This window comes from Mycobacterium xenopi, assembly GCF_009936235.1.
GTDB lineage: Bacteria > Actinomycetota > Actinomycetes > Mycobacteriales > Mycobacteriaceae > Mycobacterium > Mycobacterium xenopi.
In genome coordinates this window covers 3540047-3566339 of sequence record NZ_AP022314.1, presented here as the reverse complement: position 1 = coordinate 3566339, position 26293 = coordinate 3540047, and the positions used below count along the sequence as shown (strand labels likewise).

Here is a 26293-nt window from a genome sequence, read left to right as displayed (position 1 = left end):
TCTAATCGGCGGACGAAGACGCGATGCGCAAGGTGGCGTCGATAGGTGAGGATCAGGACAACTCGGTGCTCAAGACGCCGGGCACGCCAGTCGACGAGGGGAGCAAAACATGCGGTTCGGAGTGCTGACGTTTGTGACCGACGAGGGAATTGGCCCAGCGGAGCTGGGCACTGGCCTCGAACAGCGTGGTTTTGGCTCGCTGTTCGTCGCCGAGCACTCGCACATCCCGGTCGACGCGAAGACTCCGTACCCAGGCGGTGGCCCGATTCCGCCGAAGTATTACCGCACCCTCGATCCGTTTGTGGCGTTGACGGCAGCGGCCGTGGGCACCGAGAGTTTGCTTGTGGGCACCGGTATTGCGTTGCTGCCCCAGCGCGATCCCATCCTGACGGCCAAAGAGGTCGCATCGCTGGATTTGGTGTCACATGGGCGTTTTCGCTTCGGCGTGGGTGTGGGCTGGCTGCGCGAGGAAATCGCCAACCACGGTGTCGATCCGGCGGTGCGAGGACGAGTGGTCGACGAGAGGCTGCGCGCGATGATCGCTATCTGGACGCAGGAAAAGGCCGAATTCCACGGGCAATTCGTCGACTTCGACCCGATCTATTGCTGGCCCAAGCCGGTGACGCGACCGTATCCGCCGCTGTACGTGGGCGGCGGGCCGGCGAGCTTCCGGCGCATCGCCGAACTGAACGCCGGCTGGATTTCGATGACCCCGTCAGCGGACGTGCTCTCCCGTCAGCTCGAGAAACTGCGCGCGGTGGCCCACCACGACGTGCCGGTGATCAACATTCACGCGGGCAGACCGACGGCGAAGGACCTCGAGGGCTACCTCCACCTCGGTGTGGAGCAGATCCTGGTTGAGCTTCCGACTGAGCCTCGCGACCAGACGCTTCGCCGCCTGGACGAACTGCACGCCGAGTTCGCCCAACTCCGGTAACCCGGGTGTGCTGTAAGGGGGCCAGCAGCGCACGGAGTCCGTATTCGAAAACGGCGTCGTAGTCGGTCGGGGATTGCAGTGCCTTGACGAGCGCTTGATCGGGCCAGTCGTCGGCCCATAGCGACGGGTCCTCCTCGTCATGCTTGGCCCCGCGAACGGCCGAAAATTGCAGCAGCGCCGACGAAATGACGTGCACCTGCACCGCGCGCAGGACGAGTGCGGCTTCGCCGCCCGTTATACCGAGTTCTGCCAGCTGCATTGCCAACATCTGCTGAATCGGCAGGAACAACGTCGGGGTGCGGTCTCGTTCGTGCGCGATCCGCAGAATATGTTGTCGCTCAATCAATGCCTTGCGCTGCGAGCGGGCAAGTGATGCAATGCGTTCGACGGCAGTGTCGCCCTCGACGGGCAGATTAGCCATCTCGCTGAGCAACTGGTCGACCAAGCTGTCGAAGAGTTTGTCTTTACCGCCGACATGCCAGTAGATCGAGGTGACCGCGACTCCGAGTTCCTGGGCCAGGCGGCGCATGGTGAACGTTTCCACGCCGTCTTGTTCGATCAGACGGGCCGCGGTGTCCAGGACCAGCTGGGCGCTGACGGCTTCGTCCTTGGGCGTCAAGCTTTCTCACCCCCGATCATGCGCGCTGACTCGGGCAGCTCAAGGTAGCGTTCGAGGTTGCGGTGCATGTTGATCACGCGCCGCTCTTCGGTGGAGAGCACCAAATGCGTTAACCCTGGTTGGTGCAGACCACGCTGAACTCCGGCTAGCACGCTGATGTCCTGGGTCATCACCAGACCGGCAGCGGCCTCGTCCGCCGTCATCCGGACGTCGGTCGGCCTGCTGCGCGGTGCTCCCGGCGGCATCCGCGTCCACAACATCATCACCAGTTCGCCGTGATCGGGATCCGGACCCGGTCGTGAGGCCATGACGGTGAGGTGATCCGCGTTGGTCAGCAGCGTCATGTTCGGGAAGACGTTGTACTGGTGCAGCCGCATTAGCTGATCGGTGCTGGCCCAACTCAAATCGACACCACGCTCGGTAGCGAAAGCCCTTGTGCGCTCGGCGATCACATCGGCAACCGACTTGGCGCCTTGATCGGGAGGTAACGGGGTGCCTTCCGCAACGCCCATCAGCGCTCCCTGGGTGTCGACGTAGGCGTCCCACACCTCGGCGTCGGAAGGCGTCTGCTTGAGATCCGGGCTGGGCACACCGTAAAGCTGTTCGGACTTGCCGGTATGTCCCCAGATCACCTGCGGTGCATAGACGTCGTCCATGCACTTGTGCAGTTCGGGATGCAATGTCTGTACGTGGTAGGTCTCGCTGTAGCCGTCGGCGATCGTCTTCCAATTGGCGTCGATCTCGACGGTCATGGTGGCGTAGCACCGGAAGTCCCCGAGGCCGCACCAAGCGACGTCGTGCGGCATCGCCTCCAGGAAATCCATCAACGGCGTTGCGTCGAGGTCGAGGTTGACGAAGACGAGCCGTTCCCAGGTATCGACGCCGGCCGCGAACAGGGGGAAATCAGACATCCGGATCCCACCGAATCCCTTGCGGCGTGGGACACGTTTGAGCGCGCCGGCAAGATCCCACGTCCAGCCGTGGTAACCGCACCGCAGCTCACGCAGGCCTGAACCCGAGCCCGCACACAGCGAGTTGCCGCGGTGGCGGCAGACGTTCTGGAACGCGCGCAGCGCGCCGTCATCGCCGCGCACGATAAGTATTGAGTAAGGGCCGCAACGGTATTCGAAGTAGTCGCCGGGATCGGCGACGTGGTCGACGGTGCAGGCGACCTGCCACACCTTGGGCCACATCCGCTGCAGCTCGAGCTGCGCGAACGCAGGGGAGTAGTACCGCTCAGCCGGTACCAGGGTGGGGCGCTCAGGCGGTGCGCCGATCGCATCCTCCCGCCGGGTACGAGTTGTTTGGGTTGTCATCAAAGCGCTCCCGCAGTCGTCTGTAACGGTGTTACATTGCCACGGTAGCGGTTGGCAAGGGCACACAAGGGAGTACTCGTGTTCGACGTCAAGATCACTGGCGGCACGGTTGTGGACGGAACCGGCGCGGACCGGTTCGACGCCGATGTCGCGGTCAAAGACGGCACGATCGTCGAGGTTCGTCGCCGCGGGCCGGCCGACCCGCCGCTGGCAGGCGAAGCCGCCGAGACGATCGACGCAACCGGCAAGATCGTCGCACCGGGATTCGTCGACATCCACACCCACTACGACGGTCAGGTCAGCTGGGACGACCTGCTGGAGCCGTCCAGCACTCACGGTGTGACGACCGTGGTCGCCGGTAACTGCGGCGTCGGTTTCGCCCCGGTTCGGCCCGGACGTGAGCAGTGGCTCATCGAGCTGATGGAGGGCGTGGAAGACATCCCGGGAACCGCGCTGTCGGAAGGGATCACCTGGGGGTGGGAGAGCTACCCGGACTACCTCGACGTGATCGGTCAACGTCACCTCGCCGTCGACTTCGGCAGCCAGGTCGCGCACGGGCCCATTCGCGCCTACGCGATGGGTGAGCGCGGCGCCCGCAACGAGCCCGCAACCCCGGACGACATCGCAGCAATGAGCCGGCTGGTACAGGAGGCGGTAGAAGCCGGCGCGTTGGGGTTTTCGTCGTCGCGCACGCTGGCCCACCGGGCCATGGACGGCGAACCGGTGCCCGGAACGTTCGCCGCCGAAGACGAGCTGTTCGCCCTGGGCCACGCCATGGCGGCCGGCGGCGGCGCGGTGTTCGAGCTTGCGCCGCAAGGTGCCGCAGGCGAAGACATCGTGGCCCCGAAGAAAGAAATCGACTGGATGCGGCGGCTGGGCGCCGAGATCGACTGCGCGCTGAGCTTCGCGCTGATCCAGGTTGACGCCGACCCCAACCTGTGGCGCGAGCAGCTCGACATCTCCGCCGCTGCCCACGAGGAAGGCAGCCGGCTGCATCCGCAGATCGCCGCACGCCCGTTCGGGATGTTGCTGGGGTTCCCCGGTCACCACGCCTTCACCCACCGCCCGACCTATCGGCGCCTCAAAGCCGAATGCAGCCGCGAAGAACTCGCTGCCCGGCTGGCCGATCCCGCGATACGGGCAGCCATCCTGTCCGAGGATGACTCGCCGCCGGACCCGAACGTGCTCTTCGACGGCATGTTCGCGTTCGCACAACACGCGGTCGATCGGCTCTACCCGCTCGGTGAGCCACCCGACTACGAGCCCACGCCCGATCGCACCGTCGCCGCCATCGCCCGCCAACGCGGCGAGGATCCGCTGGCGACGATGTACGACCTGATGCTGGAATCCGATGCCGGCGCGATGCTGCTGCTGCCGATGTACAACTACGCTGACGGAAATCACGACGCCATCCGTGAGATGCTGACCCACCCTGCCGGCGTCCTCGGGCTGTCCGACGGCGGTGCCCACTGCAGCATGATCTGCGACGCCTCGTATCCGACGTTCCTGCTGACCCATTGGGCGCGTGATCGTCGTCGAGGCGAGAAACTGTCGCTGGAATACGTCGTCCGCAAGCAGTCTCACGACACCGCGCAGCTGTTCGGGCTGTCGGATCGAGGTGTCATCGAGGTGGGAAAGAAGGCCGACATCAACGTGATCGACATGGATGCGCTTACCCTGCATGCCCCGCGGATGGCCTTCGACCTGCCGGCCGGCGGGCACCGGCTCGTCCAGGGCGCTTCCGGCTATGCCGCCACGATCGTCAGCGGGGTCGTGACACGCCGCAACGGCGTCGACACCGGCGCGCGCCCCGGTCGATTGGTGCGTGGAACACGTTGAGACACAAACGTTGTCGCGACACAGCGATGAGAGTGCCGCCCAGCGGGGTCTATGCGGCTGAGCGACGCTCCAACGCAAACCCTGCCACGCCCAGTGCGACAAGAGCCACCGTCATAGTGCACGCGAGGATCAGACCGAAGCCCGGTGAGTAGTGGGCATAGTCCGAGCCGAGAGATTCACCGAAGGCTCTCCGGACGTTCAACGCGTCGGGCAGGCACAAAGCCGAACCGATGCTCGCCAGCGCCGCTACCGCGAGGGCTGACTCCGCGCGTAAGGCCAGCCGCAGGTATGCGACGCCGGCGGCAATGATCAAAACGCCGATGACCGCGACCCACACGCCGCTGGGATTGGCTGCGTGCTGGAGGGATTGCGCGACGTAGCGCTCGAACTCGGGATCATCTTGGGGCCCGGTGACTGAGACGGTTCCGGCCCCGGAAACCGAGGCCTGCGCAATGCTGTTCACCCGAGGCCCGATTGCGATGTGGGCCCAGTCGAGGAAGACCGAGACGACCAGGAGCAGTGCGGCGACCAGGATGCTAAGACCGACAATCCATGGCGGGCTCCCCCGCTCGATACGGGCCCGGCCGGTATCGCGCTGCGGCCTGCGGCTGCGCATTGCCGTCACCTCATCATTGTTCTGCCTTTGCGACGCCCGATACAACCGCTGAGCCGGCTGAACCGCGGCGCACCCTAGACGCAGGGGCCGCAAAGCGTCGGTAGGGACTGCGTGCGCCCACCCGCGCCAGCAGCTGCGCGTCACGAGGCGAGCGGGCGTGCCAGCGAACCGCCAGCTCACGCGGCCCTGGGTCGCGGCGTTAACCTGGCGCTATGGCCAAGAGCCGGATCCGGGTGGCGCGGGTGTACGACGAACCCGGCCCCGAGGACGGCCAACGCATCTTGGTCGACCGGGTGTGGCCCCGGGGGTTTCGCAAAGACGACCCGCGGGTGGGCATCTGGTTCAAGGATGTCGCGCCGTCGAACGAACTGCGTCGGTGGTACAGCCACAAGCCGGAGCGTTTCGACGAGTTCGCTTCGCGCTACGAAAAAGAACTGCAGGGCAGTGAGGCGCTCGCGGAATTGCGCAAGCTGACCAACCGTGGGGCCGTGACACTGGTGACTGCCACCCGGGACCTGGAGGGCAGTCAGGCAACGGTGCTGGCGAAGCTGCTTCGTCGCCGTTGACCAGCGTCGGCTTCGGTAGGCTCGCCGGTTGACATGACCGAGACCGAACCGATCCTGCCGCGGGAGTTAACCGATATTCCCGACGAGGTTCGAAACGTCCCGCCGCCGCCGCTGCCGGAGGTGCCGGAACCGTATGCGTTGCGTCTCGCCGACCCCGACGCCGATGCGGAGATGATCGCCGAGTGGATGAACCGGCCCCACTTGGTCGAGGCCTGGGAATACCCGTGGCCAGCCGGCAGATGGCGTCGCTATCTTCACGCTCAGCTTGCCGGCAGCTACTCGCGGCCGATCATCGGCAGCCTAACCGGCCGAGATGCCGCCTATCTCGAATTGTACAGGGCGGCAAAGGATTCCATTGCCACCCGCTACGAGGCCGACCCGTACGATCTGGGTTTGCACATCGCCATCGCCGACCTGACGATCGTGAACACGGGCATTGTCCGATACCTGCTGCCGCACTTCATGGCCAGCGCGCTCAGCCTCGAACCGAGGTGTCGCCGGATGATGTTCGACCCTGATCATCGCAACACGATGGCCCGCCGCGCCTGCGAACGCGGCGGTTGTGTGTTTCTCGGTGAACACGACATGCCCAATCGCCGCATGGCGCTCTATGTTTTGCCGCGCACGCCTGGCGACGTGCCCAGGCTGCGCGAGCATTAGCCCGGACTTTTCAGGCGGGTTTGTCACAGCCGACTTCCGATCCACTGCCCGAGCAGCGCCGCGGCCAGCCCCAGCGCCGCGCTGACGAGGATGTTGGCAAGCGCAGACCACAGCTGGCGCTCTTCGCCGAGACGCTGGGTTTCCAGCATCCAGGTCGAGAATGTCGTGTAGGAGCCGATGAATGCGGTGTCGGCCAACAGGGCCGCCTGGTGGCTCAATGCCAGCTTGCCGAGCAGGCCCAATAGTGCTGCGCCGCTGATGTTCACGGTCAGGGTTCCGAACGGAAACGACCGCGCAGCCCGCCGCGCCACGGCCCGGTCCACCAGGAAACGCAACACCGCGCCGACACCGCCGAGAACCATCACGCCCACCGAGACCGCGATCGTCATCCGCGAACGGGCACCCGGCGTACCAGCGCGGTGGCCAGATACACCGCCAGCAGTCCCAGCCCGATGCTGGCCGTGCCGTAGCCGACGACCAGACCGTACTCGCCGTGCTCGATCATCGCCAGGGTCTCGACCTGCAGGGTCGAAAACGTGGTCAGCCCCCCGCACAGTCCGGTGCCCAGCAGCGGGCGGCGATAACTCGACAGCGGCAATCGCTCCAGCAACCGGGTGGTGAAATAGCCCACCAGGAAGGCGCCGAGAATGTTCGCGGTGAAGGTGGCCCAGGGCCATTGGGTGGGATCGGGGGCGGCGAGGAGGTTCAGCGCGGCGCGAGCCAACGCGCCCAACGCTCCGCCCGCGAAGATCGCGGCCAGCTCTCGGTAATCATGTTCTGCCACTTGCCATTTCCTTTCCGTGTCCGGGGAGCGGTGTCGCCGCGGACCCTCTCGTGTACCGGCGCAGGCAGAATTGAAACCATGGTGGCCCATCCGCGTGCCGGCCAGCCGGCCCAACCCGAAGACCTCGTAGACTTGCCGCACCTGGTGACGGCATATTACGTAAACGAACCCGACCCTGATGACGTCGCTCAGCAGGTGGTGTTCGGTACGTCGGGGCACCGGGGATCAGCGCTGGACGGGGCATTCAACGAGGCCCACATCCTGGCCATTACCCAGGCCATCGTCGAGTACCGCGCCGCGCAGGGCACGACCGGGCCGTTGTTCCTCGGCCGCGACACGCATGCCCTTTCCGAGCCGGCGTGGGTGTCGGCTCTGGAGGTGCTCGCCGCCAACGACGTGGTCGCCATGATCGACTCCGCCGACCGCTACACGCCGACACCGGCGATCAGCCACGCCATCCTCAACTACAACCGTGACCGCGCCGGCGGCCTGGCCGACGGCATCGTCGTGACACCGTCGCACAATCCTCCTGCCGACGGCGGGTTCAAGTACAACCCGCCTAGCGGTGGTCCGGCCGACAGCGATGCGACTAATACAATCGCCAAGCGCGCCAACGAGATTCTGCGCGGTGGCCTGGCTGACGTAAAACGGGTGACGTTGACGCGCGCGCTGCGCACGGCATGGCGCCATGACTACCTCGACGCTTATGTCGACGACTTGCCAAACGTGGTCGACATCCGTGCGATCCGCGATGCCGGGGTGCGGATCGGTGCCGACCCGCTGGGCGGGGCCAGTGTGGACTACTGGGGTGTGATCGCCGAGCGGCACAATCTGGATCTGACCGTGGTTAATCCGCTGGTGGATGCGACATTTCGGTTCATGACACTGGACACCGACGGCAAGATCCGGATGGATTGCAGCTCGGCCGACGCGATGGCCTCCCTGATCGCCAACCGGGACTTGTACCACGTCGCCACCGGCAACGACGCCGACGCCGACCGGCACGGTATCGTCACGCCCGACGCCGGGCTGGTCAACCCGAATCACTATCTGGCCGTGGCCATCGACTACCTCTACGGCCATCGGCCGTCCTGGTCGGCGGCCTCGCCGTCGGCAAGACCGTGGTCAGCTCGTCGATCATCGACCGCGTTGTCGCCGGGATGGGCCGCACGCTGCTCGAGGTGCCGGTCGGGTTCAAATGGTTCGTCGAGCCGCTGCTTGCGGGCGCCATTGGCTTCGGCGGCGAGGAATCGGCGGGGGCGTCGTTTCTGCGCCGCGACGGGTCGGTGTGGACCACCGACAAGGACGGCATCATCATGGCGTTGCTGGCCGCCGAGATTTCGGCCGTTACGGGTGCGACGCCGTCGCAGCGGTACCGCGAGTTGGCCGCCGAATACGGTGAGCCGAGCTATGCGCGCATCGACGCGCCCGCCGACCGTGAACAGAAGGCCCGGCTCGCCAAGCTCTCCGCCGATCAGGTCAGCGCCACCGAGCTGGCCGGCGAGGTGATCACCGCGAAGCTGACCGCCGCGCCGGGCAACGGGGCACCCCTGGGTGGCCTGAAGGTGACGACGGCCAACGCGTGGTTTGCCGCGCGTCCGTCAGGCACCGAGGACGTCTACAAGATCTACGCCGAGTCCTTCCTGGGACCGCAGCATCTGGCCGAGGTCCAGCAGGCGGCCCAGGAGGTGGTCGACAAAGTCATCAGCTGACGGGCGTGATCAGCGGCTTTGAACGCCAGTTGGCGGTGGTGTAGCTTCGATGGGCACGACTGCACTGGGGCTATGGCGCAGCTGGTAGCGCACCACACTGGCAGTGTGGGGGTCACGGGTTCGAGTCCCGTTAGCTCCACATTCCGCCGGACGCGACCGGTACGCGAATCACGGTTCGCCCGGGGTACTCGCCGCCCAGTGTTGCCTGCTCGTACGGCGTGGCTTTGCGGGCAACACGGTCGGGTGCGGCATGATGCGGCTCATGCCGCAGATGTTGAGCCCCTGGCATGTTGACCACAGGCCATCACGCTCACCCCGCCACGAGCGGTAGATGACCACCATCAAGGTATTGCGCGCTGCAGCGCTAGGCGTCCTCGCGGCGAACATGACCCTATTGGCCAGCACTCCCGTCGACGCAGGGCCTCCGGACTGGTGCACGTCAGTAACGGCCCCCGACAACCAACTCACCCCGTGTTACCGCAGCTATACGCTGGGCCAGTCGTGGGCAAGGCAGGCCTTCCTCCACGAGACCACGTCGGTCGGCAAGCGGCCCCGGGACGTCATTGGAACGGCACAGCAGGCCGCCGACTTCTGTCGGGCTGGGTTGTTGCAAGTCCCTTCCGAGCTGCGCCCCGATCAGCGCGCGTTTCTGATGGGCTGCGCGGAGGTGCTCGGCGGGCTCGCAGAATCTCACGGGATCAAATGGTGAAGGACGGGAGCCCGGTCGACTGAGCTGAAGTGAAAGAATTGCAGCGCAGCAACTCGGCATCATGTCGTTGAAGTGACGCACAAATTATCTTGGGCCGCAAGCGATCCCATTGATCATGATGTGACTGGTTCCGGCGATGAACGGTTTTCGCTATAACAACGCAGTCACGACATGGTTTCGGACTGCAAAAAATCATTGCACCGCCGCCTACTAGTAGCCAGATACTTTACTTCTGCAACAAGAGTCTACTTCTGTCACACAATTTCACAGGCCAAAAATCGGCGAAACGGTGCTGACGAAACCTCGAAGTGGTTAGGGGAAAGGACATCTGCCATGCGCCGACTTACCGCTGCCCTCTCAACCGCCCAAACCGCGCTGGTAAGTGCCATTCCTGCCCCGGCGCCGTCCGTCCGCAGTAATCCGCGCGTCCATTGCTGACGACGCAATTCCGCAACGTTGCCGCCATGCTGCTTGCGACGGTGCTTTTGGGCCTGGGCTCGGGGAAGGCCTGGGCGGATGAGTCGATCGTCATAGACTTCGTCCGGCATGGGCAGTCGGTAGCCAATGCGGAAGGCGTTATCGACACAGGAGTGCCCGGAACTCGACTCACCCAGCTCGGCCAGCAGCAGGCCCGCGCCGTCGCCAACGTACTCGCGCCACAGGGCCCCTTTGCCGGCATCTTTGCTTCGCAGTTGATCAGGACACAGGAGACCGCTGCGCCGTTGACTCAACTCGTGCGAATGAGCGCGCAAATATTGCCCGGGCTCAACGAAATCAATGCGGGCGTTTACAACCGCTTACCGGAATTCAGCCTCGCGGGACTTCTGTACATAGTCGGCCCGGTCGCGTGGGCGCTCGGCTTAGCCTTCGTGCCGATGCTGGCCCCGGGCTCCACCGACGTTAACGGGGTGGTGTTCAAAAAGCGCTTTACCAACGCACTTCAAACCATGTATAGCAATGCCCTGGCTCATCCGGTGCGGGCCGCGGACGGCAAGATCACTAACGTAGCATTCTCGAGCGAGCTCGACACCGAAGTCGGGACGCTGATGAACGTCAAAAACCCCGATCCACTGCTCATGCTCATCGACCCACTGCCCAACACCGGCATTATCGTGATCGAGGGCAATCCCCGCGATGGCTGGACGCTTATCAGTTGGAACGGGAAACCTGTGGCGCCGATGCCGGCGGGTGCGAGGACCAACCCCGAGACGACGCGCTTATGCCAAATGCTTCTGCCGACCGACACCGGATCATGCGCGGCCAAACTGCCTTCCACGCCAGGTGTTCTGCGCCTACCGACGGCAAACCGTGTCAGCGACCGGTTGCCTGCGGCACCGAACGGATGATGGTTTGGTAGGCGGCGACTGGCGCAGCATGCCTGGACCCGAATGTGGTTGATGCGATTAAGCTTGTCAGCATCGTGCAGAGGCCAAGAGGCAGACGGATAGCGACGCCTTCTCTTAACGGGTTATCGGCTATCACCAATCCAATCAACCCCGATTGAGCTCAAATAGATTTGTGTGCATACGGATCCGCGCCGAGCTGCCGGGAACAGCTCGGTGGGATCCGCGGTGAACTTAAGATCCACATACTGGGTGACGGTGGTATCGCTCTGCGGAACGCTTGGGGTCTGACCTTTAGGAATTGTTGCTGCATAGTCACTTAAGTGAAGTATGACGGCGTCGCGGTCACAGCTGAGTTCGCCCATCTTCTCACCGACGTCTACTTCGACGCCTAGCTTCGTGGGTCCGATGCGAAGAGCGCCGTGGATCTCGGATTCGTTGGCCGTCAAAGTTATTGCCGGAAACCCCCATAATCCGGCCAGCGGGCCTTCCTCGTCCTCGGGGCGTTTGACAACAAGCAATTCGCCGCTGTCGTTTTTGATTACCAGAGCAACAGAATGTCTATGCGGCTTCACTGCTCGAATTTTATTGCAGAATCGCCAGTGCGATCACTAGTGAGGGAGATTGGTCCGATGAAGGTGGCGATCCTCGACGACTACCAAAACGTCGCGCTGAGCATGGCCGACTGGTCGGACGTTGCAGCCAGGGCCGAGATCACCGTCTTCCGCGACCATCTCGCCGATCCGGACGCAGTCGTCGAACGGTTGGCACCGTTCGACGTGGTGTGCGTTATGCGTGAGCGCACGCCGTTGCCCCGCGCGATCATCGAGCGGTTGCCGCGGCTGAAGATGATTGCCTCGACCGGGCCGTTCAATGCCTCCATCGACGTGGCGGCCGCCGCGGAGCGCGGCATACACGTGAGCACCACGGGCGGCTATATCGAGTCCACCGTCGAACTGACCTGGGCGCTCATCTTGGCCGCCGCTCGCCGGATCGTCGACGAAACGCTCTCGGTGCGCGCCGGGGGATGGCAGACGTCGGTGGGTCGCCAGCTCGGCGGGGCGGTACTCGGTGTGCTCGGGCTGGGTAGGGTCGGCACCCGGGTGGCGCGGGTCGGTACGGCCTTCGGGATGGAGGTTATCGCGTGGAGCACCAACCTGACCCGGCAAGCCGCCGAACGGGCCGGGGTGGCGTACGTGTCCAGGGACGAGCTGTTCGGCCGGGCCGACGTGCTGACCATCCACTTGGTGCTCAGCGAACGCACCCGCGGTCTCGTGGGTGCGGCAGAGCTGGCATCGATGAAGCCGACCGCGATGTTAGTTAACACCTCGCGGGGGCCGATCGTCGACGAGCAGGCCCTGATCGGGGCGTTGCGGTCGGGCAGCATCGCGGCCGCGGGCCTCGACGTGTTCGACATCGAGCCACTGCCGGCCGCGCATCCGCTGCGCTCGCTGGACAACGTGGTCGCCACGCCCCACATCGGCTACGTTGCCGACCGGGTCTACCGCACCTTCTACGGGGAGGCCGCCGCCGAGATCGCCCGCTGGCTCGTCGAATTCGGCGGATCGGCCCGGTGAGACATTGTCCGTCCGCGACCGGCGCGCTTCCAGCCTGCCGAACACCAGCATCACGACCGCGGCAAGCGCCCAGCCCAGCAGAATGTCGATGACGTAGTGCTCGGCCGAGTACACCAGGGCGAACGCCATGGTCAGCACGTAGATCAGCAGCACTGCGCGCCACGCCCAGCGCACCCGGCGCCACAGGAACATCGCCACCATGGCCGACAGCCCGGCGTGCAGCGACGGGATCGCGGCCACCAAGTTCACGCTGGCCTGCCCCGAGTCGATCAGAACCCCGGCCGATTGCAGGTGCAGCGTGCCCCAGCCGCGGGTGGAGATGCGCTCCACGAAGTTGTGGGCACCGGGCTGGCTGAACCGCATCGCGCCCAACAGCCCGCCGTCAGGAACACCGGCCGAGTGCCGGAACATGCAGTCTGGGTAGGACGGGCCGGCGGCGACGTCATCGGGGGTGCAGCGCGCCGCGGCCCAGGGCGGCGCCGCGGGCAGAATGACATAGATCAGCAGCGCGGCAAACGATAGGGACAGGAACCGCCACGCGTACGCCTTCCACACCTGTCGGTCACGCAGCCACAAAAAGCCGGCGACCGCGTACGGCACGATGAAAAACGACATGTAGACCGTGCTGATGATCACCTCCCACCACGGCGGCTGCGGCATCTTGAGGCGTTCTTGCAACCACACCGTGGGCATCACCCCGAAGAACAACCAGCGGTCGACCGCCGGTTGAAGTTGCCAGAGCGTGGGCGCCCCGACCAACGTGGCGGCGCCCCGGCTCAAGTCGTACAGCACCAGCACAAGAGCGAACGGCAGCCAGTCCCGAACCACCATCAAGACTTTGCGGCGGCGCCCGATGCTGGCGGCAATTAATCCGGTGGCGATGTAGAGCAGCAGCAGTTCGCGATTGAACGCTAGCCCCGCGGTCAGGGTGCGGTACACCACCACGATCGCCCAGACCGCGACGGCGATACGCCGCAGAAAAGTGAGCCTCCGATCTGCCGGGTCGGTGAGGACCCCGTGCAGGTCGCTTACAGGGGCTGGGGTGGCCGTCGGGCGCGGTTGGCGCGCAAATAGCGGGTTTCGTCGATCGGTCGTTAATGACACCAGTCGGGCTCCCAACCGCCGCCTCGGTAACAACGCCTCGGTTACAAACAGAGACACCGTACACATCTTCTCTGTGACCACCGGGTGAATTGATGCACGACATGCCTCATCGACGCTTTCGGTACCCGGATCACCCGGTTCTCAATTAGGCGCACTTGATCGGCGCCAGCGGATCGCTGCCGTCAGCGCGTCAACGCTGTGCCGCAGCGCCTATCCGGCGGACGAGGCAGATTCGAGGTGGTTGGCCCCAGGCCCGCCAGACGGCGGGCGGCGCGCGTCGTCAACAGGTGAGCGTCCCACTGTTTTTTCACCGCACGCTCACCTGGGGTCGATACCAACCCCGCGGGAGCGAAGATCTTCGACGGCACCGGAAGGTCCTCGGTCAGAGGTTTCCCGACACCTCGAATGACGTTGCTAGACACGGCGATTCCAGCCACCAACACAACGATGACGACCGCCGCGAAGAGGATCGAGAGGCTGCCTTGGATGAAAGTGTTCCTGATCACCTCGTCGAGCTGGTGGGCGTTTTTCGCCGAACCGAACACGGTCTTACCCGCGTGCTTGGCGGCAACGTACTGGGAATGCTGAGTCCAATAACCCACCGCCGGGTCGCGGGAGAAGATTTTCTGCCACGACGCCGTGAGCGTGACCGCCAGATCCCACAACAGAGGAAGGCCCGGTATCCACGACCACTTCAGGTGCCCCTTCTTGATGACCACGACGGTCGTGACCGTCAGCGCGATCGCCGCCAGAAGTTGGTTGGCGATGCCGAACAGCGGAAACAGCGTATTGATGCCGCCGAGCGGATCGGTCACCCCGATCAACAAAATGCTGCCCCAAGCGGCGACGACGGCCAGGCTGCACGCCCACGCGCCTGGACGCCAGCTCGGGTCGCGCAGCCTGGCCAGCGGTCCGCCCGCATTGCCCAGCCCGTCGGAAAGCATGAACCGTGCAACCCGGGTGCCCGCATCGACGGTGGTCAGGATGAACAGAGCCTCGAACATGACCGCGAAGTGGTACCAGAACGCTTTAAGGCCGGTGCCGCCCAAGACACGGTGCAGCACCTCTGACATCCCGAACGCCAGCGTCGGTGCGCCGCCGGTGCGCGACACGATCGACTGCTCGCCGACGCCGGCTGCGGCCTGGTTGATCTGCTCTGCGGTGATCGGCGCTTCGGATAACCCGAGATGGTTGACATATTGAGCGGCGGTGGTTGCGGTGCCGCCGGTCTGCGCCGCCGGCGCGTTGAGCGTGAAATACAGATGTTGGTCCAGGATCGACGCAGTGATCAGCGCCATGACCGCGACGAAGGACTCGGTGATCATCCCCCCATAGCCGATCAGCCGCATCTGGCTTTCTTTCTCCAGCAGCTTCGGGGTCGTCCCCGACGAGACCAGCGCATGAAACCCCGACAGCGCGCCGCAGGCTATGGTGATGAATAAGAACGGGAACAGCGAACCGGCGAACACGGGCCCGTCACCGCGGCCGGCGAAATGCGAGAGCGCGGGCGCTTGCATCACTGGTCGGGCGACTACGACGCCGACGGCCAGCAGTGCGATCGCACCGACCTTCATAAACGTCGACAGATAGTCGCGCGGCGCCAGCAGTAACCACACCGGCAGCACCGACGCGGCGAAACCGTAGACGATGACAAACCAGGACAGCGCTACCGGTGATAAGTTCAACCACGTTGCACCCCAGGATGTTTGGGCTATAGCGTGGCCTGACGCGACGGCGGCCAGCAGCAGCCCGAAGCCGATCACCGACACTTCGGCGACCCGACCCGGACGGACGAACCGCAAATACAGACCCATGAAAACGGCGATGGGAATGGTCATGGCGATCGAGAAGACGCCCCACGGGCTTTGCGCCAGTGCTCGCACCACCACCAGCGCCAACACCGCGATGATGATCACCATGATCACGAAGACCCCGACGAGTGCGGCCAGCCCGCCGGCGGCGCCGAGCTCGTCGCGCGCCATCTGCCCCAGGGAACGGCCACGCCGTCGCGTGGAAATCCACAACACCAGGTAGTCCTGCACGCATCCGCCGAGAACCGCGCCGACGACGATCCAAATGCTGCAGGGCAAATAGCCCATCTGCGTGGCCAGCACCGGCCCGACGAGCGGACCCGCTCCGGCGATGGCGGCGAAGTGATGACCGAACAGCACGCGCCGGTCCGTAGGCATGTAGTCGGTGCCGTTGTCGAAGATTTCCGCCGGGGTGGCGTGGTCGTCGCGGGGGTGAACGATCTTCATCTCGACCAACCGCGCATAAAAGCGGAAGCCGATGACGTAGACGCAGCACGCGGCGACGACCAACCAGACCGCGTTGACCGTTTCTCGTCGGGCGAACGCGACGACGGCCCAGGCGATTGCGCCGATGACCGCGATGATCCCGAAGACGAGTTTGTGCCGGGGGGTGATCGGCGAGCGGTCGACGATCGCGACCGGTGGCAGGTGGGCGTGCGTCCGAATGAAGTGGACGTGTCCGTCGAGCCTGCCGTCCGGCCCTCCCGCCACGGCGCCTCCTTCGACCGCACTAAAGTATTTGGCTTCCGGCGATTTTCGCACCGGTGGGGCCGCGAAATGTTAACGCGACTTGGCCGGCAGGTGACGAATCAGTTGTGCCGCTGGTAAATTGCGCGCACCGTGTCGATAGTGTCGGCTTCGGCCGGGGGCTTGTCGTCGCGATAACGCAGCACCCGCGCGAAACGCAGCGCCAGCCCGCCGGGATAGCGCGGCGATGCCTGGATTCCGTCGAACGCGACTTCGACGACCTGCTGCGGTCGCAGCTTGACGACGTAACCGTCGGTGCGGCCGACGGCTAGCTGCAGAAACCGCTGGGTCTGCCACTCGAGCATGGCGTCGGTCATGCCCTTGAACGTCTTACCCAGCATCACGAAGCCGCCGGTGGCGGGGTCACGCGCGCCGAGATGGATGTTGGAGAGCTTGCCGCGGCGCCGTCCCGAACCCCACTCGACCGCGAGCACGACCAGGTCAAGGGTGTGCACGGGTTTGACCTTCAACCAGGTCGCCCCGCGGCGGCCCGCTTCGTAGGGTGCGCTCGGCGACTTGGCCATCACCCCCTCATGACCGGCGGCCAGCGTCGCATCCAGGAAGTCGGCCGCGGCGGATGGATCCGACGTGACGAGCCGGTCGACCCGGTGCCGTGCCGGTGCGATCTCGTCCAGGGCGGCGATGCGCTCGCTGGTCGGGGCGTCGAGCAGGTCGACCCCGTCGCAGCGCAACAGGTCGAAGAAGAACACCGACAGTGGCTGCGCGGCGCGGGCGGCCGCGACGTCGACCGAGCGGCCGAACCGGGACGCCGTCACTTGGAACGGCTGCGGCCGGTTGTCGGCGCGCAGTGCGATCGCCTCGCCGTCGGCGATGAGCTCGTGGACCGGGAGTTCCAGCGCTGCCTCGACCACTTCGGGCAGCCGTGCGGTGACGTCGTCGAGGCTTCGGGTGTAGACGACGACGTCGTCGCCGGCCCGGTGGATCTGTACCCGTGCGCCGTCCAGTTTTGCTTCGAAAAGCGCTGTGCCGCCCAGCCTTTCGAGTGCGTCAGCAATGCCGGTCGCGGTCTGGGCGAGCATCGGGCCGACCGGCCGGCCCACCCGCAGGGTAAATACTGCCAGCGCGGCGGCACCACCGGTCAGGCCGGCTGCGGCGACAGCGGGCAGATTCCCGCCCAGCATCGCCGCACGCCGCACCGCGGGCGCCGGGATGCCGGTGGCGGCGGCAACGGCGTCGGTCATGATCCCGGCCAGTGCTCCCTGACGCAGCTCTCCGGACAGCAGCCCCCGCAGAAACGTCTGCTCGGTCGCGGTGGCGGCGGCAAACAGCCGCGCGACCAGATCGGCGCGCCGTCCCTGCGAACCCTTACCGGAGGTAGCGCCGATTTGCGTGAAGGCGGCGTGGACCCGGTCGACGGTCAAGGTTGGCTGCGCAGCGGGCGGCGGCAGTGAGCGCAAGGAGGCCCACCCGACGCCGATTTGGCGTTGCGGCAGCTCGCCGGAGAGCCAGGAGACGATGATCTCGACCAGCCTGGGATCGGGGGCGGCGCGGTGGAGCAGTTCGGCGATGCGCGCGACCTTGGTGCGACGTGCGGTCACGCCGGCCACGTCCAGCGACGTGGTCGCCACGTCGATCAGCAACACAGCTCAGCTTTACACGGCTGGCCGACAACGTCATGCACGGCCGCGATACCGTGCATCTACCGGAACAAGGAGGTTTGAATGGAGATCAACGGCAAGAAGGTGGTCGTCATCGGCGGCGCTTCGGGGATGGGGCGTGCCAGCGCCGAACTGCTGGCCGCGCGCGGCGCCAGTGTCGCGATACTCGACCGCGAGGGTTCCGACGGCAAGGACGTCGCCACTGCCCTCGGGGGCCCGTTTCATGCGGTGGACGTCACCGACTTCGCCGGGACCGAGAAAGCCCTGCAGGCTGCGGTCGACGATCTGGGCGGTCTGCATGTGACCGTAACCACCGCCGGCGGTGGGATCGCCAAGCGCACGCTGACCAAAGAGGGCTCGCACGATCTCGAATCCTTCCGCTCGGTGGTGGACCTGAACCTCATCGCGACCTTCAACATCAGCCGGCTGGCCGCGTGGCACATGAGCAAAAACGAGCCCGAGGACGAGGAACGGGGGGTCATCGTCAACACCGCGTCGATCGCAGCGTTCGAAGGACAGATCGGCCAGGTCGCCTACACCGCGGCCAAGGCAGGCATCGCGGGCATGTGCCTGACCATGGCACGCGACCTGGGGTCGCTGGGCATCCGGGTTTTAGCGATTGCGCCGAGCCTGTTCGCGACCGGGCTGACCAAGGGCATCCCGGAGGAATACGCGACCGCGCTGACCAAGGACGCGGCGTTCCCGCGACGGCTGGGCCGTCCCGAGGAGTTCGCCAAACTGGTCGCGGCCATCGTGGACAACCCGATGCTCAACGGGCAGTGCCTGCGGCTGGACGCCGGACAGCGGTTCGCGCCCAAGTGATGCCCTCGCCGCCAAACAGAAGCCACGGTCGTGCTCGATCGCGAGATCACAGCCGTGGCTTCTGTTTCGCGGCGCTAAGCGGCAGCTAGCCGATTAAGTACACTCAAACCACCGCCCGTCCCGTCTAGGAGGAGGGCCCTGATGGGTATCGCATTAACCGACGACCATCGCGAGCTCGCCGAGGTGGCCCGCGGGTTCCTGACTGCTCAGAAGGCGCGCTGGGCGGCGCGGGCCCTGCTCGATTCGGCCGACGAGCCCCGGCCGCCGTTTTGGCAAGAGCTGGTCGAACTGGGCTGGCTCGGTCTGCACATCGATGAGCAGCACGGCGGATCCGGCTACGGACTGCCCGAGCTGGTGGTGGTCGTCGAGGAGCTCGGCCGGGCGGTGGCGCCGGGACCGTTCGTGCCGACGGTCGTCACCTCGGCGGTAATCGCACATGGCGGAACCGCTGAGCAGAAGGCGCGGCTGCTGCCGGGCCTGGTCGACGGAACGATCACTGGCGGTGTCGGTCTCGAGGGCGACGTTGTGGTCGACGGCGGCGTCGCCAACGGTGAGGCCGGCATCGTCTTCGGGGCGGGACTGGCTGACGTGCTGTTGATCGCCGCCGGCGAGGATGTGCTGTTGCTGGACCGCGGCCGCGACGGCGTGTCGATCGAGGTTCCCACGAACACCGATCCCACCCGGCGCTCAGGGCGTGTCACGCTAAGCAACGTAGCGGTCACCGCCGACGACATCCTGCCCGGAGCCCGCGAATCGGCGCTGGCCCGCGCGCGAGTGTTGGTGGCTGCCGAAGCGGTCGGCGGGGCGGCGGACTGCGTCGACGCCGCCGTCGAGTATGCGAAAGTGCGCCAGCAGTTCGGCCGCACCATTGCGACCTTCCAGGCGGTCAAGCATCACTGCGCGAACATGTTGGTGGGTGCCGAGTCGGCGACCGCCGCGGTGTGGGACGCGGCCCGGGCCGCCGGCGAGGACGAGGAGCAGTTCCGGCTGATCGCGGCGGTGGCTGCGGCGCTGGCTTTTCCGGCCTATGCGCGCAACGCCGAACTCAATATCCAGGTGCACGGTGGCATTGGGTTCACCTGGGAGCACGATGCGCATCTGCATCTGCGCCGGGCGCTGGTGCTCAGGGCACTGTTCGGCGGTGATGCGCCCGCGCGAGATGTTTTCGACCGCACCGCCGCCGGCGTCACTCGCTCCAACAGCCTGGACCTGCCGGCCGAGGCCGAAGAGCTGCGCGCGCGAATCCGCGCCGATGCCGCCGAAATCGCCGGCCTGGACGAGAAGGCACAGCTGGCCAAGTTGATCGAGACCGGCTATGTCATGCCGCACTGGCCCAAGCCGTGGGGGCGGGCCGCCGACGCGGTGGAGCAGCTGGTGATCGAGCAAGAGTTTGCCGCGGCCGGCATCAAGCGCCCCGACTACTCGATCACCGGCTGGGTGATCTTGACGCTGATCCAGCATGGAACCGATTCGCAGATCGAACGATTCGTGCTTCCCGCGCTGCGGCAAGAGGAGATCTGGTGCCAGCTGTTCTCCGAACCTGACGCCGGCTCGGATGCCGCCGGCATCAAGACCCGCGGCACTCGGGTGGAGGGGGGCTGGAAGGTCAACGGGCAGAAGGTGTGGACCAGCGGAGCCCAGTATTGCCGCCGCGGGTTGGCGACTGTGCGCACCGATCCGGACGCCCCGAAGCATGCGGGTATCACCGCGATGATCATCGACATGAAGGCGCCAGGGGTCGAGGTGCGACCGCTGCGGCAGATCACCGGCGGTTCGGAATTCAACGAGGTGTTCTTCAACGACGTGTTCGTGCCCGACGAAGACGTCGTCGGGGAGCCCAACGGGGGATGGACCGTGGCACGTGCGACCCTGGGCAACGAGCGGGTCAGCATCGGGGGCGGCGGGTCGTTCTACGAGGGCATCGCGTCACAGCTGGTGCAGCTGGCTCAGAAACGCGCGGATCGCTTGGCGGGAGCGGCTATTCGCGTCGGCGACTTCCTGGCCGAGGATCATGCGCTGCGGCTGCTGAACCTGCGCCGCGCCGCCCGCAGTGTCGAGGGTGCGGGCCCGGGACCGGAAGGCAACATCACCAAACTCAAACTCGCCGAGCACATGGTCGAGGGCGCGGCGATCGCCGCGGCGCTGTTGGGGCCCGAGATCGCGCTCGCCGAGGGTGCGGGTGGGCTGATCGCGCGGATGGTGATGGGCGCCCGGGGCATGACGATCGCCGGCGGGACTTCTGAGGTGACTCGTAACCAGATCGCCGAGCGTATTCTCGGGATGCCGCGCGACCCGCTGCTCAACTAACGGCTGGTGCGCTTGCGCTACTGGCCGGACCGTCGGACGGGGCGAACACCGGGACGAAGACGGCATCTGCGCCAGTTCCCTGCTGCTCGAACTGAACCTCGACGGGCATACCGCAGGCCACCGAATCCGGTTCGCAGTCAACGATATTAGTGGCAAGCCGTAACCCCTGCTGCTCGGCGAGCTCGACGATGGCGATGACATACGGTGTCGGGACCGCCGGATTATAGGGATGGAAGTTCACCGTATACGTCAATACCGTGCCGCGACCGGACACGGGGCGGGCGATCAGTGGACCGCCGCACTGCGGGCAGTGTCCGCTCGGAGGATGAACCCAGCGCCGACAACAATCGCAGTGCTCGATGAGCAGTCGGCCGGCGGCGTCGCGCGACCATAGGGTGCGGTCGTGAGGAAGCATGCGGGGGGCAGGCGACGATGGCGGCTCGCTCGGCACGGCTAATAGAGTACACTTTATTGATTCTCGGTCTGGCGGGCGGAGCTGATGCGGTACTTCGAGAAGGACGCGATCCTGTCCGGTGTCGGTATTTCGCGGATCGGCCGCCGCACCGGCATTCCGGGGCTCGAACTGACGCTGGAGGCGGTGCGCGACGCGATCGCCGACGCCGGCTTGGCGGTAAGCGAGGTCGATGGCATCGCCACGCTCGGGGATACCCCGCCGGACGAGGTCAGCGCCGAGCTGGGCATCCAACCCGCCGACTGCGGAACCGGCTTCGACACCGGCGGTCTGTTGAGCCCGGTGATGTCGGCGTGCCTTGCGGTCGCGGAGAAGCGAGCGCGTCATGTGTTGGTCTACCGAACGGTCCAGATGATCGGCGGCACGGTGCCGACGTCGCCGTCATCGGCCAACGCGCCACGTCCTGCCCTGGCGCGGATTGTCGAATCACCCGCCGATGGCGATCGACCGGCTATTGGCCCGATGGACGATGTGGCTGAACTCGTTGCAGCCCACGCTTATTCCGCGGCGAACTGGTTGGCGTTGAATTGCCGCCGCCACATGCAATTGTATGGAACCACCAAGGAGCAGCTGGGTTGGCTGGCGATCAACAGCCGGCGCAATGCCGCGTTGAATCCGCTTGCGGTGTACCGAGAACCATTGACAATGGCCGAGTATCTGGCGGCGCGGCCGGTGTCGTCGCCGTTCGGGCTGCTGGACTGTGACGTACCGGTCGACGGGTCGATTGCGGTGGTGGTGTCGGCGGCAGGTTACGCGCGTGACTGCCCTCACCGGCCTGTGGCGGTGGAGGCGATCGGCGGGTCCAACGGTGCCGGTGGCTGGTTTCACCGTGAGGACTATCCGAAGATGGCGTCGGTCGATGCTGCAGCCCAGCTATGGTCGCGAACGGATCTGCGGCCCGCGGACGTGGACATCGCGGAGTTGTACGACGGGTTCACTTTCCTGACGTTCGCGTGGCTGGAAGCGCTTGGCATCTGCGATGACGGCGAGGCTGGCCCGTTCGTCGAGGGCGCGACGCGGATCGCCCTTGACGGGGTGCTGCCCCTGAACACCTATGGTGGCCAACTATCTGCCGGGCGGATGCACGGCTACTGGGTGTTACACGAGGCGTGCCTGCAGTTGCGCGGGGACGCCGGCCAACGGCAGGTGTCGCCGCGCCCGGAAGTAGCCGCGGTAGCGGTGGGCGGCGGCCCGATCGCTGGCTGCATATTGCTGACAAGCTGAATTCCCTTGCGGCAGCTTTCATGACCACTAGCAGCGGATTTCCGACTACGACGGACGGGCCGTGGAATCCGAGTGTGAGCAGTGCCGGCCTTGACCAGCGCTCCGATAAACGGGCCGCGCAGATCGCTCGGCGCATCGAAGCCGACATTGTTCGTCGAGGCTGGCCCATCGGGGAATCATTGGGGTCCGAACAGGCTCTACAACAACGCTATCGGGTGAGCAGGTCAGTCCTGCGGGAAGCCGTTCGCCTGGTCGAGCACCATCAGGTTGCGCGTATGCGGCGCGGACCAAACGGCGGCCTGTTCGTCGCCGAGCCCGACCCGGCAGCGGCAACTCGGGCGGTCGTGATCTACCTGGAGTATCTCGGTGTCACGATCGACGATCTGCTCAATGCACGCCTCTTGCTCGAGCCGTTGGCAGCAGCGCTGGCCGCAGACCGGATCGACGAGGCCGGGATCACCCGTCTCCGTGAGGTGTTGAAGGCGGAGGAACCGCTTATCCGCGGCTCAGCGATGGCTCGCGACGAATTCCATGTCGCACTGGCCGATCAAGCGAAAAACCCGGTGCTGCAACTCTTCATCGAAATCCTTATGCGGCTGACCGTGCGATTCGCCCAAGGTTCGAGCCTGGATACCGCGGGTGACGCAGTCGAGGCGTTGCACCGCACGCACGACGACCACGCGGCGATTGTCGCTGCGGCTACCGCTGGTGATTCTGCGCGCGCAAAGACGCTTACCGAGCGTCACGTCCAATCGGTGACTGCGTGGCTGCGGCGACATCACGGTTCCGGCCGGGCAATGCCCTCCCGACGTCGGCACCGCGATACGAAAGAGGCATCACACGTCAAGCTCGCTGAGCAGTTGGCCGCCACCATCCAAGACGATATCGCTGCCAGCGGCTGGCGGCTCGGTTCGGTCTTCGGAACCGAGAGCCAGTTGCTGGACCGCTACCGGGTGAGCCGGTCGGTGTTTCGAGAAGCGGTGCGGTTGTTGGAATATCACGCTGTCGCTCTCATGCGGCGAGGGCCCGGTGGCGGGTTGGTCGTGGCAAAGCCGCGGGCGCAGGCAAGCATCGACGCCATCGCGCTGTACTTGCAATACCGCAGACCGACTCGCGAAGACTTGCGTATGGTGCGCGATGCCATCGAGATCGACAATGTCGCGAAAGTGGTTAAACGGCGCAAACATCCAGACGTGAAAGCATTTCTCGACTTACACCGGCACCCGATCGACGAGATCACCGATGATTTCCGCAAAGCCGGGATGGCGGAGTTCTTGTTCCACACCGGGCTGGCTCAGCTCGCGGGAAATCCCGTCTTGCAGTTGTTTCTTCGGATACTGGTGGAGCTGTTCCGCCGGCAGTGGGTGAGTCTGGACCAGCGGCCCCTCAGCCGTGCCGATGCCGTCGAGGTTGCGCACGCCCACCTGCGGATCATCGGGGCGATCGACGACGGTGACGATAGCCTGGCCCGTTACCGCACCCGCCGCCACCTCGACACCGCCACGTCGTGGTGGCTGTAGCAGGTCTGCTCGCCGTCACACCGGACTGTCGCCGCGGCCCATCAACTCCAAACCGGCCATCGCCTGTTCGGCGCCGGCCCGATCGGTCTTCTCGACCACGAAACCCATGTGGATGATCACCCAGTCGCCCGGGGCGAACGTCTCGTCGGGCAGCATGCCGACGTTGACCTTTCGGGTTTCGCCGGCGACGTCAACCAGCGCGAGCTGTCCGTCGTAGCCGTCGAGCATCTCGACGACTTGGCCGGGAATTCCCAAACACATCGCTATCAAACCTCCCGCGCCGCCGCGTCAGCCAGCATCGCCACCGCCGACTCGACCGCTGCTACCGCCTCCGGCACCGCTGCACGCACAGGCTCGCTCAAGCCCATCCCGTCGGCGACGTCGGCGACCTCACACCCCACCACGATAGTCCTCGGGACCACCCCGCCAAGGGCGCGAACGCTCGCGAACACCGCCGCGGGGTCCATCGCGTGCGCGTCGAGCGCAGGCGTGGACGCCAGCCAGCCGTGGTCGGCCTCGAAGACGTGCACCGTCCCCGGGCAACCACGGTTGGGCAGCGCGTCGACCAGGACCAAGGCGTCCCATTCTTCGAGCAGGTCGTAGGCCAGATGCATGCCCCCGATTCCGTAGTCGCTGACGCGCACCGACTCCGAGGCCAGCCGACCGGGCAGTTGCCGCAGCACCTCCGGGCCAAAGCCGTCGTCGCCGAGAAAGATGTTGCCGATACCGGCCACCAGGATGCGGGCGCTGCGCGCCGACATCGTCACGGCGACTCGCCTGCCACGAATCGGCGCAACCAACCGAACCAGGCCGACATGCCGTCACCGGTGCGGGCGCTGACCGGCAGGATGGTCGCCGTCGGGTTGACCTCGCGGATGTGGGCGGTGTAGCTGTCCACGTCGACATCCAGATACGGGACCAAGTCGATCTTGTTGAGCAGCACCACGTCCACCGCGCGGAACATCACCGGGTACTTCAACGGCTTGTCGTCACCCTCGGTGACCGAGTAGACCATCGCCTTGGCGTGCTCGCCGACGTCGAATTCGGCTGGACATACCAGGTTTCCGACGTTTTCGATGATGACCAGATCCAGCTCGGCGAGATCCAGGCCCTGCAAGGCACGGTTGACCATGGGGGCGTCGAGATGGCATTCGCCGCCGAATCCGTTTCCGGTGTTGAGCAGGGATATCTGGGCGCCGCGGCCACCGAGCTTGGCCGCGTCCAGGTCGGTGGCGATGTCGCCCTCGATCACACCGACGGCGATCTCCCCGGCGAACTCGTCGAGGGTGGCTTCCAGCACGGTCGTCTTACCGGAGCCCGGCGAACTCATCAGGTTCAGCGCCTTGACGCCGTGTATTTCGAACGCCTCCCGGTTGTAGCCGGCGCGAAGGTCATTTTCGGCGAAGATCGATTCCAGCACGTCGACGCGCTGGCGGCTGGTGTCGTAGCCGCTGTGGTCGCCGTGCTCGTGGGTGTGCGGGTGGTCGCCGTGCTCATGGGCATGCGCGGTGCCGTCGTCGTGCCGGTGAAACCTACCCATGGCATGCACCTTTCATGAAACGTCCAGCGAGGTCACCAAAAACTCGTCACCGCGCAGTATTTCGACGTCGGCGCTCTGGCAGTTCGGGCACAGCAGCGACCACTGCGAGCTGATTGCGGACTGCCGCCCGCAGGCTCGGCACTGCACCTCGGCGGTGACGAATTCCATCTCCAGTTCGGCGTCGGGCATGTCCTCGTAGTCGCGGACAAGTGTCCAGCAAAACGACAACGATTCGGGGACCACCTGGCGAAGTGCTCCGATCTTGACTCGGACGACGTCGACGTGGCGGCCGTCGGCATAAGGTTTGACCACTCCGGCGATCGCCTGGCACAACGACAGCTCATGCATGGTTGGTCACCACGCCCATGAGCACCGTTGTACACCGCTGAGACGGCCCGGGTGGCAAAACTCTCGCGCCGGTGGGGGTCGCTGCAAGCACAATGGGGGCA

The 26293-nt window shown here is 65.5% G+C and carries 23 protein-coding genes, 1 tRNA gene and 3 pseudogenes; 13 read left to right on the top strand and 14 right to left on the bottom strand.

What is annotated here, in order from left to right; genetic code table 11:
• The first annotated feature begins 109 nt into the window (after window positions 1-109).
• The gene (locus tag MYXE_RS16865; RefSeq protein WP_003922222.1) at window positions 110-937 is read left to right on the top strand and encodes an LLM class F420-dependent oxidoreductase; all 828 of its coding nucleotides are present in this window, start codon (window positions 110-112) and stop codon (window positions 935-937) included.
• Between the two features lie 70 nt (window positions 938-1007).
• Here the strand turns inward: MYXE_RS16865 and MYXE_RS16860 are convergent.
• Window positions 1008-1466 (bottom strand): annotated as a pseudogene (locus MYXE_RS16860) (TetR/AcrR family transcriptional regulator); the annotation flags it as partial.
• 86 nt (window positions 1467-1552) lie between these two features.
• On the bottom strand, window positions 1553-2872 hold the full coding sequence (locus tag MYXE_RS16855) for an aromatic ring-hydroxylating oxygenase subunit alpha (protein WP_085196359.1): 1320 nt from the start codon (window positions 2870-2872) through the stop codon (window positions 1553-1555).
• Between the two features lie 78 nt (window positions 2873-2950).
• On the opposite strand from MYXE_RS16855, the gene MYXE_RS16850 reads away from it, so the two are divergent.
• Window positions 2951-4711 carry an N-acyl-D-amino-acid deacylase family protein gene (locus MYXE_RS16850; protein ID WP_085196361.1) on the top strand — a complete coding sequence of 587 codons (1761 nt, stop codon included), beginning with the start codon at window positions 2951-2953 and terminating at the stop codon, window positions 4709-4711.
• A gap of 49 nt (window positions 4712-4760) precedes the next feature.
• Here MYXE_RS16850 and MYXE_RS16845 read toward each other — a convergent pair whose 3' ends face one another.
• Window positions 4761-5327, bottom strand: coding sequence for a hypothetical protein (locus MYXE_RS16845; protein WP_003922218.1), 567 nt, complete (start codon window positions 5325-5327; stop codon window positions 4761-4763).
• 212 nt (window positions 5328-5539) lie between these two features.
• On the opposite strand from MYXE_RS16845, the gene MYXE_RS16840 reads away from it, so the two are divergent.
• Window positions 5540-5893, top strand: a complete 354-nt coding sequence (locus MYXE_RS16840) for a DUF488 domain-containing protein (RefSeq protein ID WP_085196363.1) — start codon at window positions 5540-5542, stop codon at window positions 5891-5893.
• 33 nt (window positions 5894-5926) lie between these two features.
• On the top strand, window positions 5927-6553 hold the full coding sequence (locus MYXE_RS16835; RefSeq protein ID WP_003922216.1) for a GNAT family N-acetyltransferase: 627 nt from the start codon (window positions 5927-5929) through the stop codon (window positions 6551-6553).
• Window positions 6554-6576: 23 nt separating this feature from the next.
• Here MYXE_RS16835 and crcB (MYXE_RS16830) read toward each other — a convergent pair whose 3' ends face one another.
• Together crcB (MYXE_RS16830) and crcB (MYXE_RS16825) are read right to left on the bottom strand one after the other, a co-directional pair.
• Complete coding sequence (crcB, locus tag MYXE_RS16830; protein ID WP_003922215.1) at window positions 6577-6942, bottom strand: fluoride efflux transporter CrcB; 366 nt, start codon at window positions 6940-6942, stop codon at window positions 6577-6579.
• Window positions 6939-7337: a fluoride efflux transporter CrcB gene (gene crcB, locus MYXE_RS16825; RefSeq protein ID WP_085196365.1), complete on the bottom strand. Its 399-nt coding sequence runs from the start codon at window positions 7335-7337 to the stop codon at window positions 6939-6941. The genes crcB (MYXE_RS16830) and crcB (MYXE_RS16825) overlap by 4 nt, the downstream gene beginning before the upstream one ends.
• A 78-nt stretch (window positions 7338-7415) precedes the next feature.
• Between crcB (MYXE_RS16825) and pgm the strand changes: the two are divergent.
• The 4 genes and pseudogenes from pgm (at window position 7416) to MYXE_RS16805 (ending at window position 11104) form a co-directional block, all read left to right on the top strand.
• Window positions 7416-9049: pseudogene (gene pgm, locus MYXE_RS16820) on the top strand (phosphoglucomutase (alpha-D-glucose-1,6-bisphosphate-dependent)).
• A 66-nt stretch (window positions 9050-9115) separates the two neighbouring features.
• Window positions 9116-9188, top strand: a tRNA-Ala gene (locus MYXE_RS16815).
• A 192-nt stretch (window positions 9189-9380) separates the two neighbouring features.
• Window positions 9381-9758 carry a hypothetical protein gene (locus MYXE_RS16810; protein ID WP_085196369.1) on the top strand — a complete coding sequence of 126 codons (378 nt, stop codon included), beginning with the start codon at window positions 9381-9383 and terminating at the stop codon, window positions 9756-9758.
• 464 nt (window positions 9759-10222) lie between these two features.
• Window positions 10223-11104: a histidine phosphatase family protein gene (locus MYXE_RS16805; protein ID WP_085196371.1), complete on the top strand. Its 882-nt coding sequence runs from the start codon at window positions 10223-10225 to the stop codon at window positions 11102-11104.
• Between the two features lie 122 nt (window positions 11105-11226).
• Here MYXE_RS16805 and MYXE_RS16800 read toward each other — a convergent pair whose 3' ends face one another.
• Window positions 11227-11676, bottom strand: a complete 450-nt coding sequence (locus tag MYXE_RS16800) for an NUDIX domain-containing protein (protein WP_085196374.1) — start codon at window positions 11674-11676, stop codon at window positions 11227-11229.
• 57 nt (window positions 11677-11733) lie between these two features.
• Here MYXE_RS16800 and MYXE_RS16795 point away from each other — a divergent pair, with 57 nt between their 5' ends.
• Window positions 11734-12678, top strand: coding sequence for a D-2-hydroxyacid dehydrogenase family protein (locus MYXE_RS16795; RefSeq protein WP_003922208.1), 945 nt, complete (start codon window positions 11734-11736; stop codon window positions 12676-12678).
• A 93-nt stretch (window positions 12679-12771) separates the two neighbouring features.
• Here the strand turns inward: MYXE_RS16795 and MYXE_RS25350 are convergent.
• From MYXE_RS25350 to MYXE_RS16780, 3 genes and pseudogenes are all read right to left on the bottom strand, one after another.
• Window positions 12772-13371: pseudogene (locus MYXE_RS25350) on the bottom strand (phosphatase PAP2 family protein); the annotation flags it as partial.
• 593 nt (window positions 13372-13964) lie between these two features.
• Window positions 13965-16304 (bottom strand): carbon starvation CstA family protein, encoded by a 2340-nt coding sequence (locus MYXE_RS16785; RefSeq protein ID WP_161552110.1) that lies wholly within the window; start codon window positions 16302-16304, stop codon window positions 13965-13967.
• 98 nt (window positions 16305-16402) lie between these two features.
• Window positions 16403-17944 carry an ATP-dependent DNA ligase gene (locus MYXE_RS16780; RefSeq protein WP_085196376.1) on the bottom strand — a complete coding sequence of 514 codons (1542 nt, stop codon included), beginning with the start codon at window positions 17942-17944 and terminating at the stop codon, window positions 16403-16405.
• A 78-nt stretch (window positions 17945-18022) separates the two neighbouring features.
• Here MYXE_RS16780 and MYXE_RS16775 point away from each other — a divergent pair, with 78 nt between their 5' ends.
• Both MYXE_RS16775 and MYXE_RS16770 read left to right on the top strand, forming a co-directional pair.
• Window positions 18023-18781: an SDR family NAD(P)-dependent oxidoreductase gene (locus MYXE_RS16775; protein WP_085196378.1), complete on the top strand. Its 759-nt coding sequence runs from the start codon at window positions 18023-18025 to the stop codon at window positions 18779-18781.
• Window positions 18782-18922: 141 nt separating this feature from the next.
• A complete protein-coding gene (locus MYXE_RS16770) occupies window positions 18923-21088 on the top strand; it encodes an acyl-CoA dehydrogenase (protein WP_085196380.1) in 2166 nt (721 codons plus the stop codon).
• Here the strand turns inward: MYXE_RS16770 and MYXE_RS16765 are convergent.
• Complete coding sequence (locus MYXE_RS16765; RefSeq protein WP_050947764.1) at window positions 21081-21503, bottom strand: Zn-ribbon domain-containing OB-fold protein; 423 nt, start codon at window positions 21501-21503, stop codon at window positions 21081-21083. The genes MYXE_RS16770 and MYXE_RS16765 overlap by 8 nt on opposite strands.
• 84 nt (window positions 21504-21587) lie before the next feature.
• Between MYXE_RS16765 and MYXE_RS16760 the strand changes: the two genes are divergently transcribed.
• Together MYXE_RS16760 and MYXE_RS16755 are read left to right on the top strand one after the other, a co-directional pair.
• Window positions 21588-22784 carry a thiolase family protein gene (locus MYXE_RS16760; RefSeq protein ID WP_085196382.1) on the top strand — a complete coding sequence of 399 codons (1197 nt, stop codon included), beginning with the start codon at window positions 21588-21590 and terminating at the stop codon, window positions 22782-22784.
• A 74-nt stretch (window positions 22785-22858) separates the two neighbouring features.
• On the top strand, window positions 22859-24304 hold the full coding sequence (locus MYXE_RS16755) for a FadR/GntR family transcriptional regulator (RefSeq protein ID WP_085196384.1): 1446 nt from the start codon (window positions 22859-22861) through the stop codon (window positions 24302-24304).
• 15 nt (window positions 24305-24319) lie between these two features.
• Here the strand turns inward: MYXE_RS16755 and MYXE_RS16750 are convergent, their stop codons facing one another.
• The 4 genes from MYXE_RS16750 to MYXE_RS16735 are packed head-to-tail and all read right to left on the bottom strand — an operon-like array spanning window position 24320 to window position 26192.
• Window positions 24320-24565, bottom strand: a complete 246-nt coding sequence (locus MYXE_RS16750; protein WP_085196386.1) for a HypC/HybG/HupF family hydrogenase formation chaperone — start codon at window positions 24563-24565, stop codon at window positions 24320-24322.
• A 5-nt stretch (window positions 24566-24570) separates the two neighbouring features.
• The gene (locus MYXE_RS16745) at window positions 24571-25065 is read right to left on the bottom strand and encodes a hydrogenase maturation protease (protein ID WP_085196388.1); all 495 of its coding nucleotides are present in this window, start codon (window positions 25063-25065) and stop codon (window positions 24571-24573) included.
• Window positions 25066-25067: 2 nt separating this feature from the next.
• Complete coding sequence (gene hypB, locus MYXE_RS16740) at window positions 25068-25844, bottom strand: hydrogenase nickel incorporation protein HypB (protein WP_085196412.1); 777 nt, start codon at window positions 25842-25844, stop codon at window positions 25068-25070.
• 12 nt (window positions 25845-25856) lie between these two features.
• Window positions 25857-26192, bottom strand: a complete 336-nt coding sequence (locus tag MYXE_RS16735; protein ID WP_003922196.1) for a hydrogenase maturation nickel metallochaperone HypA — start codon at window positions 26190-26192, stop codon at window positions 25857-25859.
• Window positions 26193-26293 lie beyond the last annotated feature (101 nt).

Coding starts and splice junctions, on each gene's coding strand:
- MYXE_RS16865 (WP_003922222.1), top strand. CDS start 110: ATGCGGTTCGGAGTGCTGACGTTTGTGACCGACGAGGGAATTGGCCCA.
- MYXE_RS16855 (WP_085196359.1), bottom strand. CDS start 2,872: ATGACAACCCAAACAACTCGTACCCGGCGGGAGGATGCGATCGGCGCA.
- MYXE_RS16845 (WP_003922218.1), bottom strand. CDS start 5,327: ATGCGCAGCCGCAGGCCGCAGCGCGATACCGGCCGGGCCCGTATCGAG.
- MYXE_RS16840 (WP_085196363.1), top strand. CDS start 5,540: ATGGCCAAGAGCCGGATCCGGGTGGCGCGGGTGTACGACGAACCCGGC.
- MYXE_RS16835 (WP_003922216.1), top strand. CDS start 5,927: ATGACCGAGACCGAACCGATCCTGCCGCGGGAGTTAACCGATATTCCC.
- crcB (WP_003922215.1), bottom strand. CDS start 6,942: ATGACGATCGCGGTCTCGGTGGGCGTGATGGTTCTCGGCGGTGTCGGC.
- MYXE_RS16810 (WP_085196369.1), top strand. CDS start 9,381: ATGACCACCATCAAGGTATTGCGCGCTGCAGCGCTAGGCGTCCTCGCG.
- MYXE_RS16805 (WP_085196371.1), top strand. CDS start 10,223: ATGCTGCTTGCGACGGTGCTTTTGGGCCTGGGCTCGGGGAAGGCCTGG.
- MYXE_RS16795 (WP_003922208.1), top strand. CDS start 11,734: ATGAAGGTGGCGATCCTCGACGACTACCAAAACGTCGCGCTGAGCATG.
- MYXE_RS16775 (WP_085196378.1), top strand. CDS start 18,023: ATGGAGATCAACGGCAAGAAGGTGGTCGTCATCGGCGGCGCTTCGGGG.
- MYXE_RS16770 (WP_085196380.1), top strand. CDS start 18,923: ATGGGTATCGCATTAACCGACGACCATCGCGAGCTCGCCGAGGTGGCC.
- MYXE_RS16765 (WP_050947764.1), bottom strand. CDS start 21,503: ATGCTTCCTCACGACCGCACCCTATGGTCGCGCGACGCCGCCGGCCGA.
- MYXE_RS16760 (WP_085196382.1), top strand. CDS start 21,588: ATGCGGTACTTCGAGAAGGACGCGATCCTGTCCGGTGTCGGTATTTCG.
- MYXE_RS16750 (WP_085196386.1), bottom strand. CDS start 24,565: ATGTGTTTGGGAATTCCCGGCCAAGTCGTCGAGATGCTCGACGGCTAC.
- MYXE_RS16745 (WP_085196388.1), bottom strand. CDS start 25,065: ATGTCGGCGCGCAGCGCCCGCATCCTGGTGGCCGGTATCGGCAACATC.
- hypB (WP_085196412.1), bottom strand. CDS start 25,844: ATGGGTAGGTTTCACCGGCACGACGACGGCACCGCGCATGCCCATGAG.
- MYXE_RS16735 (WP_003922196.1), bottom strand. CDS start 26,192: ATGCATGAGCTGTCGTTGTGCCAGGCGATCGCCGGAGTGGTCAAACCT.